The organism is Bacteroides faecalis (genome assembly GCF_003865075.1).
GTDB lineage: Bacteria > Bacteroidota > Bacteroidia > Bacteroidales > Bacteroidaceae > Bacteroides > Bacteroides faecalis.
In genome coordinates, this window is record NZ_BHWB01000006.1 from 41,615 (window position 1) to 52,977 (window position 11,363).

Annotated in this window: 6 protein-coding genes; 3 read left to right on the plus strand and 3 right to left on the minus strand. The window is 37.3% G+C overall.

Annotation, left to right across the window (positions count from 1 at the left end):
* Nucleotides 1–62 precede the first annotated feature (62 nt).
* The 3 genes from EJF25_RS11865 to EJF25_RS11875 all read left to right on the plus strand — a co-directional run bounded on the left by EJF25_RS11865 (nucleotide 63) and on the right by EJF25_RS11875 (nucleotide 3,488).
* Nucleotides 63–1,427: a sigma-54-dependent transcriptional regulator gene (locus EJF25_RS11865; RefSeq protein WP_125041278.1), complete on the plus strand. Its 1,365-nt coding sequence runs from the start codon at nucleotides 63–65 to the stop codon at nucleotides 1,425–1,427.
* A gap of 36 nt (nucleotides 1,428–1,463) precedes the next feature.
* A complete protein-coding gene (locus tag EJF25_RS11870; protein ID WP_125041280.1) occupies nucleotides 1,464–3,020 on the plus strand; it encodes a sulfatase in 1,557 nt (518 codons plus the stop codon).
* A gap of 273 nt (nucleotides 3,021–3,293) precedes the next feature.
* Entirely contained in the window at nucleotides 3,294–3,488 is a 195-nt protein-coding gene (locus EJF25_RS11875; RefSeq protein ID WP_025075364.1) for a hypothetical protein, read from the plus strand.
* Nucleotides 3,489–3,597: 109 nt separating this feature from the next.
* On the opposite strand, the gene EJF25_RS11880 is transcribed toward EJF25_RS11875, so the two are convergent.
* The 3 genes from EJF25_RS11880 to EJF25_RS11890 form a co-directional block, all read right to left on the minus strand.
* The gene (locus EJF25_RS11880; protein ID WP_125041282.1) at nucleotides 3,598–5,172 is read right to left on the minus strand and encodes a glycoside hydrolase family 76 protein; all 1,575 of its coding nucleotides are present in this window, start codon (nucleotides 5,170–5,172) and stop codon (nucleotides 3,598–3,600) included.
* An 18-nt stretch (nucleotides 5,173–5,190) separates the two neighbouring features.
* Nucleotides 5,191–6,849 (minus strand): LamG-like jellyroll fold domain-containing protein, encoded by a 1,659-nt coding sequence (locus EJF25_RS11885; protein ID WP_125041283.1) that lies wholly within the window; start codon nucleotides 6,847–6,849, stop codon nucleotides 5,191–5,193.
* 318 nt (nucleotides 6,850–7,167) lie between these two features.
* Nucleotides 7,168–11,211 (minus strand): hybrid sensor histidine kinase/response regulator transcription factor, encoded by a 4,044-nt coding sequence (locus EJF25_RS11890; protein ID WP_125041284.1) that lies wholly within the window; start codon nucleotides 11,209–11,211, stop codon nucleotides 7,168–7,170.
* Nucleotides 11,212–11,363 lie beyond the last annotated feature (152 nt).

Genomic DNA, 11,363 nt, shown 5'->3' on the forward strand with positions numbered 1-11,363 from the left:
ATATACGACTTTCACTTAAATCCTCTTACCTTTGTACCTTAATAAAAGAGGAAAAACCTGATATGATGAAATCTATATTAATCGTCGAAGATGATATCACTTTTGGGATGATGCTGAAAACCTGGTTAGGCAAAAAAGGATTTGAAGTATCTTCGGTAAGCAATATTGCCCGTGCGCGCAAGCATATCGAAAGCCAGGAAACAGACCTGATTTTATCAGATTTACGTCTACCTGACCAAGATGGTATCGATCTCTTGAAATGGATGAACGGGCAGGATAAAAATATTCCTCTTATCATTATGACAGGCTATGCAGACATCCAATCAGCTGTACAAGCAATGAAATTGGGGGCACGAGATTATGTCGCAAAACCAGTAAATCCGGAAGAGCTACTGAAGAAAATATCGGAAGCATTGCAAGAAGAACAAACTCCTGCCACTCCCATTGCTAGTAAATCTTCGCCTAAAAAAGTTGCTGCTAAAGAAGCTACAGAATCGCACCGGACATACCTGGAAGGAGAAAGTGAAGCTGCCAAACAGCTATATAATTATGTTGGTTTAGTAGCTCCCACTAATATGTCTGTACTTATCAACGGTTCGAGTGGAACCGGAAAAGAATATGTAGCTCACCGCATCCACCAACTTAGCAAACGAAATGATAAACCATTTATCGCAGTAGATTGTGGTTCTATTCCTAAAGAACTGGCAGCTTCCGAATTCTTTGGTCATGTGAAGGGTTCTTTTACCGGAGCTTTGAATGATAAAGCCGGTGCTTTTGTCGCTGCAAATGGAGGTACGATCTTTTTGGATGAAATAGGAAATCTCAGTTATGAGGTACAAATACAACTTCTCCGGGCTTTACAGGAACGAAAAATACGTCCTGTCGGTTCAACTCAGGAAATAACGGTAGATATTCGCCTTGTATCCGCAACCAACGAGAATCTGGAACAAGCTATCGAGAAAGGTACCTTTAGAGAAGACCTTTATCACCGAATCAATGAGTTTACCTTACGAATGCCGGATCTGAAAGATCGTAATGAAGATATCTTACTGTTTGCCAACTTTTTCCTTGATCAAGCTAACAAAGAATTGGATAAACATTTAATTGGTTTTGATTCCAGAGCATCCAGATTGCTAATGGATTACCATTGGCCTGGTAACCTGCGCCAAATGAAGAACATTGTAAAACGTGCTACTTTATTAGCTCAGGGCAGTTTTATCACCCCTGCCGAACTGGGAACAGAACTATTAGAGACTACTGTGGCTAATACCACAAGTATGGCTTTAAGAAATGAAGAATCTGAAAAAGAACATATATTGGAAGCATTACGACAAACAGGAAACAACAAGAGTAAGGCTGCCCAATTACTAAACATAGATCGAAAAACATTATATAATAAATTAAAGCTTTACAATATCGACCCATAGCAAAAGATATTTCTCATAACCTTAAAAATCCCCCCAATGAACAAAAAAACACTATTTCCTCTTGCATTTATACCATTACTATCCACTAATTTGCAAGCACAAAAAGATTTGCAAATAGAACGTACGAATAAACGCCCCAATATTATCCTTTTCATGGTAGATGATATGGGTTGGCAAGATACATCACTTCCTTTCTGGACTGAAAAGACTAATTATAATAAATTATACGAGACACCTAATATGGAACGTCTTGCCCAACAAGGAATGATGTTCACACAAGCATATGCGAGCAGTATTAGTTCTCCTTCAAGGTGTAGTCTTATCACCGGAACGAATGCCGCACGTCACCGGGTTACTAATTGGACACTTCAAAAAGACCGAATGACAGACCGCAAAGACAGCCTATTGGAAGTACCTGATTGGAATAATAATGGTGTCAGCCAAGTACCCGGCACTAATAACACCTTTGTCGGGACCTCTTTTGTGCAATTACTAAAAAACAACGGTTACCATACAATTCATTGCGGTAAAGCACATTTCGGTGCTATTGACACTCCGGGAGAAGATCCGCATCATTGGGGATTTGAGGTGAATATTTCCGGCCACGCAGCAGGAGGACTCGCCAGCTATCTCGGAGAGGAAAATTACGGTCATACCAAAGACGGAAAACCTGTCTCACTCATGTCGGTTCCCGGGCTCGAAAAATATTGGGGAACAGATACCTTTGTTACCGAAGCACTGACTCTGGAAGCCATTAAAGCCTTAGACAAAGCAAAGAAATACCATCAACCGTTTTATCTTTATATGTCACATTATGCCATCCATGTCCCACTGGATAAAGATATGCGTTTCTATGAAAAATATAAGAAAAAAGGAATGACCGACCATGAAGCAGCTTATGCCACCTTAATTGAAGGAATGGATAAAAGTCTGGGAGACTTAATGGATTGGCTGATAGAGAATGGGGAAGCGGATAATACTATTATCATTTTTATGAGTGACAATGGTGGTCTTGCCTCTGAATCTGCCTGGCGTGACGGTAAATTACATACCCAGAATTATCCTTTAAACAGTGGTAAAGGCTCGACTTATGAGGGAGGCATTCGTGAGCCAATGATTGTCAGCTGGCCCGGTGTAGTAGCTCCTAGCAGCCGATGTAATGATTATCTTTTAATAGAAGATTTTTATCCAACAATACTTGAAATGGCCGGTATAAAAAAATATCAAACTGTACAACCTATAGACGGAATCAGTTTCATCCCTTTATTAAAACAAACGGGTAATCCTTCTAAAGGACGCAGCCTTTTCTGGAATATGCCTAATAACTGGGGAAATGACGGACCAGGAATCAACTTTAATTGTGCAGTTCGCAACGGGGACTGGAAACTGATTTATTATTACGCTACCGGGAAAAAGGAACTATTCAATATCCCTAATGACATAAGCGAGAATAATGACCTCAGCTCTCTGCATCCGGATATTGTAAAACGTCTCTCCAAAGAATTAGGGAGTTATCTGAGAAAAGTTGGCGGACAACGTCCTACCTTCAAAGCTACAGGTAAACCTTGCCCTTGGCCGGATGACATAAATTAGCTTTATCAAAATACATATATGTAGACAGGGAGTGTGGAATAATTCCACACTCCCTGTCTACATTTTCCACACATTCCTCAGACCTTTTCACAACTAGTCACTTCTTCATCTTATTCATATTACTATATATCAACCCATTACCCTCTCTCTCTTCTTTTTGGCACGTACTTTGAAACATATTTGAACGTAAGCGTAAAACGAAACAACCGATTCCTTAACACTTATAGAAGAGAATTGAAAACATATGTCTAATAATCTTTAAAGCAAACGATTATGAAGAAATTAGTATTAGTAGTAGCGATGTTTATGTTTGTTTGTGGTGGTTCATTCCTTGTGAAGGCTCAGAGTAACTCTGAAAAAGCTGTGACAGCCCCGACAGAAGTGAAAGCAATTGTTGTTGTTAATGACACAGTAGTCACAGACACTGTTGCCAAAGACAGCACAACAGCTGAGCCTGTCAAGGAATAACCTCACCCAAAACTCACAGGAACAAAGTTTGCCGAAGAATAGTAAGCACACTACAAAAAAACCATCCCTACTTCAGTCTATTCCGGGGATGGCTTTTTTTATTCAAGAATTATCGATTCTCTCTTTCCAATACAGCCAACCGAGCATACAATTCAACCAATGCTCCTTGCATCAATATTTCCCAGCTAGTCTTTGAAGTCCCTCCCCGCAAATCGTCATCATTTAAAAGATTATTACTTTGATGACAACTACTACTCCAAGCATGAAGCAATGATTTCTCTATATCATCAATATATTTACGATCATTATCAATAGAATAAAGTTCGAAGAATCCACGACACATAATTGTATTGAACCAAGCATGTCCAGGAGAAAGAATATTAAAAGTAAGATTTAACTCTTTCGAACGATAAGGCATAAACCACTTTTTATGACAACTTTTAGCTATGGCATAAGCTTCATCCAGATATTTCTGCTCACCGGTAATCTTATACAATAGACAAGCTGCCTGCAAAGGTTGTCCAGAATTATAGGAATATTTATTCTTCTCAATATCACCGGGTAAATTTGGATTTTCCGTATTCGGACGTACATTATCGAAGAAGAGATGATCAGACTTATCCTGCAAGATATTAATCATATAATCATAATATTTGATAGCCCAATCTAAATATTCCTGCTCATGAGTTGCCAGATACATCTTGCATCCTAATACTGCTGCCGGTCCGGTGGAACAGGAATGTTTACTTGTGCTAGGTTCGTTTAATTCTTTCCAATGAATACCTCCCCCGCAAGTCTCGTCCCACCCATGGTCTTTCAGATAGTTCCATACCACTTTAGCCTGAGTCAGGTATCGCATTTCATTGGTTTCTGTGTACCAATCAATCATATCGAGACCAATCCAAACATTATCATCATAGAAACGGTCATTTCCGGTATCCGGATAAACAGAATAAGCCAGAATATTATGATCCATCTGACAGAAATATTGTATTCCCGTAAACATCTTTTCGTCCATTGACTTATACTCATTCTCAATCTCACTTCCCTTGGTAGCTCCACGCATAGCAACGAATGCAGAAAGACCTGCACCTTGCCCCCACACCAAAGCATCACCCTCCCAATAAGCACCACCATTGTAAGGGTAATCACCTCTCCAGCAACTTCTTGGACTTTTACCAAAATACAATGCAATGACGGAAGTCATATAAGAATGTGCACGATCTAACATAGCAGGTAATTTTAATTCCGGTTCCTCCTCCTTTTCATGGTAAGGAGCTACTGTACGGCTTTTAGCTGCCGAACGTTTACCCGCTTTATTAATAGCTACTACAGCAACTTCATAAGTAGCAAAATAGGGTACTTTCAATAAGTACTCATTCTTTTTCTCACTCTGTGCCGGCAATAAAACATGTCCCGGAGTAAAAGCATGAGCCGAAACATCCATGGTTATTTCTTTATAAGAAATCTCTACCAAATCCAAATCGTGATTAGTAGGATTCACCCATTTCACAAGAAGTTCATTCTCATTGCTGGTAGGCTCTACGGTAAATGAACCTACCGGAGATATACTACCATTCACCGGATCACTTATCTCAACATCTTCCTTTTTATCATCACTACAAGACGGGAAAACAAATAAGACGAAAAGGCTTAAAATAAATAGTTTATATATTGTTTTCATACTTCTTTAATTTAAAGTTTACTTAAAAGGCACTACTACAGGAACTTCTTCGAACTTATCCATGGGGAATTCTATATTATTAAAACTATCATATTTACATACATGCATCAATAACTCATGATCGGAGTTAGTTCCATCTTCAATAAAAGCAACGGGTGCACCGGCCGAAAAATCCCAACGTCCTAACAGCCCCTCCGGATTTTCTTCCACAAAATTCCAAGCATTAGCTTTAAGCTGATCTTCCGTACGACAAACCGACCAAATTCGTGCTTCAAGCATAGCACCACCAAAGAACCGTACATTATCAAAAGCCTTTCCTATGGAGATTTTACCATCATCGCCACCTGCACAAAGGTCTATTTCAGAGAAATTTATACTATTCTCTTTTATTTCACCCCAATCCACTTTGTTGCCATTAATATAAAGTTTGTACTTGTTTTGTGGATCATTCTGTTCCACATCACAATCTACTACTAATGCGAGGTGCATCCATTCTCCAAGTTTAATTACATCATGTCTAGTCCTCAACTTCAACTTGTCTCCCGTTCCAACCAAATCAATCACTCTCCATTGGTTCCCTCCTTCTACTCCTTGATCACCATCATCACCACCACGAAGAATAAAATACCCTTCCTTCCCCATGAGTGTCTGTAACCAATAAGTATTATCAATGCGGCAGATTAATTCCCAAGTCATCTTTTTTAATTTGAAGTTATTGTTTTTTGCTTTCAATGCATCTGCTCCAGCACCAGACATCTCAGCAAAGTGAGTCCAGACGGCATAATCTCTACCTAAGTTCATGGCATAGCGTTTATCCGGCGCAATCTTTACACGGATAGATTGTGATACCTGTTTTTTAGCATCAGTCAAAGTGAATGACGTTTCTCCAGCCTTTTTTCCGTATACTGTAACCGTATTACCATAAATTTCCAAACGGATAATTTTTGTATCTCCTGCGTCCAGAATCTTATACTCCCCATTACCACTTGTAATTTTCATCTGTTGGCTTCCTTGATTCGCCTTAATTAATATAACATCTCCATCTGTGTCTGTCAGAATCGGTTTCGGAGCAATTACCTCTAAAGTAACCAAAGCCTCTTTACCCTTTCTATCAATAATCTTAATCTCCGCACTGCCTTGTCCGATACCTTTTACAATAAACTTTTCAGTATCTTCAAGCTGATCTTTACCCCAAATTTCAACACATTGATTCTCATCCTCTACTTCTAATGAATATCCTCCGTTTCCTGTACATATTTCGACCATAGCTTCATCTTCGCCTTCTACATCCGAATAGAGTGTATACGAGGTCTCTTTGAGTTTTAAATCAAACTCTGCAGCTGTATTTACTTGGATCTTAACACGCTGATAGTACTTATCTTTTAGATATACTACACCCTGAGCATTATTTTCTCCAGGCACAGCTGTCAGTTTTATCTTATTACCGTCGATTTCAGCTGTAACGACTTCTTCATTCGCAGAAGTCACAGTATATTCTCCATTGCCAGACACAATATTAACTAGTCGGGTCTCGCCCTGCACAATATTCATTTCATTGGCATCGACTTTCAGCTCAACCATATCAGCAGGTGTTCCATTGTTTTGGTTATCGTCATCATCGCTACATGCACAAAGACAAAGCAGTGAGACGAAAATAAAATACTTTGTAAATTTCATAATACATTAAATTTAATTCGAACGAAATAAAAAGATAACAACTCTATTGATTAAAGAAATGCAGACAAAGGATTGTAGTATTGATTCATCGTTTTAAGATAAAATTTAAACATGTTTTTCATTCTATTAATTCATCGATAAAATTAAGATATTAGTCTACCTTTCAGTACAAAGGGAACATATTTTAGAACAATAGGCACGTATATTTACTATTTTGGCACAATTACATTATATTGTTACGGCTATGAAATGCAAAATAATGAAAGATTAAACAATGAATGCCTACTATTTACAGATAAATAATCATTCAAAAGAACATCAATTACGTTCTACTTCCCCCAAATGTTTTTCCCGGAATTCTCTTGGAGTACATTCATATTTATCACGAAATAATTTAAAAAAGGTTACCTTGTTTGAGAAACCCGATTCAAATACAACTTCATCAATCGTCTTTTTAGTCGTCAGTAATAAGTCTTTTGCTATATGCAAACGACATTCCCTGATTAGGTTCGTCGGACTATCTTCACCTATTTCTTCCATCTTACGATATAGGCTACGAGAGCTAATAGCTAACTTATCTGCAATAAAACGTGACGAAAGTTCTTTGTTCGTAATATTATCATTTATAATCTTTAGTACAGATTGAAGGAACTTCTTAGAATCCTTATGAGTTAATTTTCCATCGGACTTTTCAAAAGAACTGATTGGAGAACTAAAATAATTCTTCAATACCTCTTTACGTTCCATCACTTGCCCTACAGAGATACGTAAATATTCTGCATTAAAAGGTTTCGTGATATACATTTCTGCTCCGGCAGAAAGAGCTTCCATCTGTTGTTCCATTTCATGTCGTCCGGAGACTACAATAATAGGTATATGCGAAGTTTCTTTCGTTGATTTTATTCTTTTAATAAGTTCAACTCCACTGACTTCCTGCATCATAATATCACAAATTATCACATTCGGATATACTTCATTCATAACTTGGTCTAATTGTGAAGCATCTTGCAGAGTCAATACATTAAAATCACTAGAAAAGATTTCACCAATAAACCATAGCATTTCCACTTCATCGTCAATTACCAACAAGGTAGGGCGCATCTTATCAAACTCATAAACAGGTAACTTTAGTCTTGGCTGTGTATCTATCTTAGGAATATATTCAGAAGCTATCCGCTCGGAAGTATTCACTTCTGTTGTCAAATCCAATTGCGGCAAAGTTAAGGTAAACAAGACCCATCCATCCGGAGTGTTCTCTGCTTTCAGAGTACCATCCAAGAGTTTAGCCATATTATAAGAAATAGCAAGTCCGAGACCATTCCTGGAGAAATTCTTATCATCTTGATTCTCAAAGCTATCCAGTATAGCGTAACGGTTAAAGATATATTGATAATCTTCCTCTTTAATATAACTCCCTTCATTGGCAACGCGAAAAAGTAGATGATTGTTTTCTGTTATATCCAACTCTAATTTGATTCCCTTTCCGTCCGGAGTATATTTAAAAGCATTGGAAATCAGGTTAATAATTATAGTATTTAGAAAACCTTTATCGGAATTCCAAGTTACTTGTTCCGGGATCTTACTTAAAAAAGAGATATTTCTTGATTTAGCCATTTCAACGAAAGTCTTAGCTATGCCTTTCATGATGGAAGAAACATTCAATGATTCAATACGTACTTCCCGGTTACCTGTCTCAATACGGCGGAATTCGATAAGTTCATGTATAAGGTTATTCAGTCGTTCAGCATTTGTCTGAATCATTGTCACATAATCTACTACAAACTTACTAAGTCCTTTAGAAGAAAGAATCCGTCCGCAGGGACCATAAATTAATGTTAGCGGAGTACAGAATTCATGAGCTATATTCGTAAAGAAACGTAGTTTTGATTCAAAAACATTTTTCTGATGACGCTTTTCTATTTCATTCAGCAGCTCCCGTTTCCTTTGTTGAGTACGGAGGATGAAAGAGCGTATCAATAATGCAGTAATAGAAAGCAGACATATCGCATAGATTAGATAAGCCCACCAAGAGGCATACCAAGGATCGGCAATGCGAATCACTAAAGAGTAGACTTCACTTTCCTTGTCGAATACACTATTATAGTATTTTACTAATAAGGTATATTCACCGGGGGCCATGTTCATAAAAGAGACTGCACTTTCTTTACCTTTATTAATCCATTGATCACTTAGTCCTTTCAATTTATAGAAATAAACACAATTATTTCCATTTAAATAATCGACGGAAGTAAAAGATACGGCAAAGAAGTTCTGATCGTATTTCAAATTCAGGACTTCGTCTTCTTTCTTCTTAGTGATAAACTCACCTAAGTTATATTGCTCTCCAAAAATAGAAAGTTTATCAAAATAGATTGGAGGCATATAAAGTTGTTCAGGGAGTCCATCCGCCTGAATCGTCACAAAACCGTTGATTCCACCAAAAAACAGAGTTCCCGTTTGCGGATCCCTAAAAGCAGCTCCGTCGCTGAATTCAACAACCTTTAGTCCGTCTCCGAAGCCATATGAACGGAACACATCTCGTTTTGAATCAAAATTAATCAATCCCAGATTAGTACTCATCCAGAAATCATCAGGTGCATTTTTCAGTATAGTATGAACGGTATTATTCAAGAAGCCATTTTTGACATTAAAAAGCCGGTATGAAGTTTCTGAAGTATATTTTATTAATCCGGAACTTGTACCAAACAAATAATTATTACTACTGTCTTTACTGATAGCAAGAATATTGTTTAATGTCATATTTGAATATTTATGAGTTGAAAACGGTTCCAAGCCATTGGTTATTTCATTGAAACTAAACACTCCATATCCTTTATTACCAAACAATAAGTTGCGATCACTCTCCGAATAAATAGTGAAGAAGTGGTTCGAGCTAAATTCTCCTTCATTGATTACATAACGCTGTACATCTTCAAGAACCGGATTATCCGGTGTTCCTGCAATGCGTGCTCTGATTACTCCCATTCCGACACTTGCCATCCAAAGTTCCGATTCAGTGGTTTCATAGATATCATGTATATACTTAATATTCTCATTACCAATTAAAATTGGTACTTTCTTCATGCGTTTTTCTCGATAAGAATAATAGTTCAGTCCTTCCTCATCACCTATCCATAAGACATTCCGATAACTTTCCGCAAAACAGTATACAGCATTACTACCTAATGCACTATTCGCAGTAGTCACCGTTTCCGTCCGGCAATCGGAAATATTTTTATTCACTTCGTAATCATAAATCTTAAGAATACCATTTCCTTTAGTACCCACCCAGAAAGTTTTCTCTGCATCCAGATACAATGCACGCACCGGACGTCCGATCTTTGCCGTATAATTATTTAAGACAATTGACTTAATTGAATAAAAAGGATTAGAATAAAGGTAGACTCCCTGACCGTCTGTACCAATCCATACCACATCTTGAAAACGGTCTTTCGCCAAACAGAAGACCCCACTATTAATAGGTAATTGCTGAATCTGATATTCATTACTATCCTTCTGCTTCTCCAACATCAGAACACCATCCATTATAAAACCCACAAAATAGTTATTATGATACTTAATAATGGAAGAGATTTTGCCGCGCGTCTGTATTTCCTTGCCTAAATTTGTAATCCATTCATTCTTTTTAGCCGGGATATGATAAACATAGAAGTTATACTCTTTATCAACATAGAAAAGAGACTCTTCATCGTTGAAACAATAAAGCAATGATGTTTGATAATCTAAACCGCTTTTCTGGGGAATTAAAGTTATATCGCCTGTTGAACTCTCTAATTGTACATCGTAACAACGGTTATACCCTCTCATTACGACCCACATACGATTGTATATATCAAAAAAGAAAGTGATAATGTCTGAAACGGGAATTCCCGTAATATTGATTTTCTTAAAGACACCCTCCCTTTTATGGTAATAGTAAATACTGTTGCTATCCTGAATAATAAATAAAGTACCGTTATTATCTTTATTCATAAAAAACAGTTTCCGAAATTCATTATATCGGGTAATTTTATTTGTCTTGCGATCCAGCCTATTCAGTCCATAATAAGTCTGAATCCAATAAATATCCTCGCCAGTACAAACGATTTTGTCAATCAGATTGCCAGATAAATATTCACCCTTGTCATGGGGCTTAAATTCTTCGATTTCTTGTCCATCATATATATTCAAACCGTCACAAGTTCCGATCCACATTAGTCCGCGTTCATCCTGACATAAGGAAGTTATAGCACTGTTGGACATATATTCCTTATCTGCAATCTGCTTCAGATTATAGGCATAAGCTGTATTCAACGACAGACTTACAATAAAAAACAGAAGTAAAATGGAGTGTTTCTTCATAGTGTTTCATTCATAGAATTGCTCTATGACAAAGGTATAGAAAAAATCTTTCAAATCACTATTTTTGGCAGGATATAAGTAAAAAACAGCGCCATAATAGTTAATAATAGCGCCAATATGTGATTTGCATTCTCTATTCTTAATGCCACCTT